General features: G+C 60.6%; 1 pseudogene. It reads left to right on the top strand.

The window, feature by feature from the left end:
- A pseudogene (locus EN862_RS35840) lies at nucleotides 1-284 on the top strand (AraC family transcriptional regulator); the annotation flags it as partial.

The raw sequence follows: 284 nt of genomic DNA, 5'->3' as shown, positions 1-284 counted from the left end.
GAAGCCGGTGTCCTTTTCAACGATAAAACTGCCGCCACAGGATCAATTCGCCGCTTGGCAAGCGCATGTGGCGCCGCTAGTTGAGGTCAAGCTGCCGGACAACAAGTCGCTGGACGACGGCTTTCCCGCCGACCACACGGCTTGGAATCTCGGCCGCATGCTGATCGTTCAACAGCGCACGCCGGCGTATAGCTACATGCGCTCCGCCGCGAAGCTCCGGTCCAGTTCGATCGATCACTGGTATATCGCCTTGCCACGTACTGGCCGATCGTGGACCGAGGTCG

The sequence above is a fragment of the Mesorhizobium sp. M2E.F.Ca.ET.219.01.1.1 genome (assembly GCF_004016445.2).
In the GTDB taxonomy this organism is placed as follows: domain Bacteria; phylum Pseudomonadota; class Alphaproteobacteria; order Rhizobiales; family Rhizobiaceae; genus Mesorhizobium.
The sequence above is the reverse complement of the archived record's forward strand: the minus strand, read 5'-3'. Positions and strand labels throughout refer to the sequence as shown.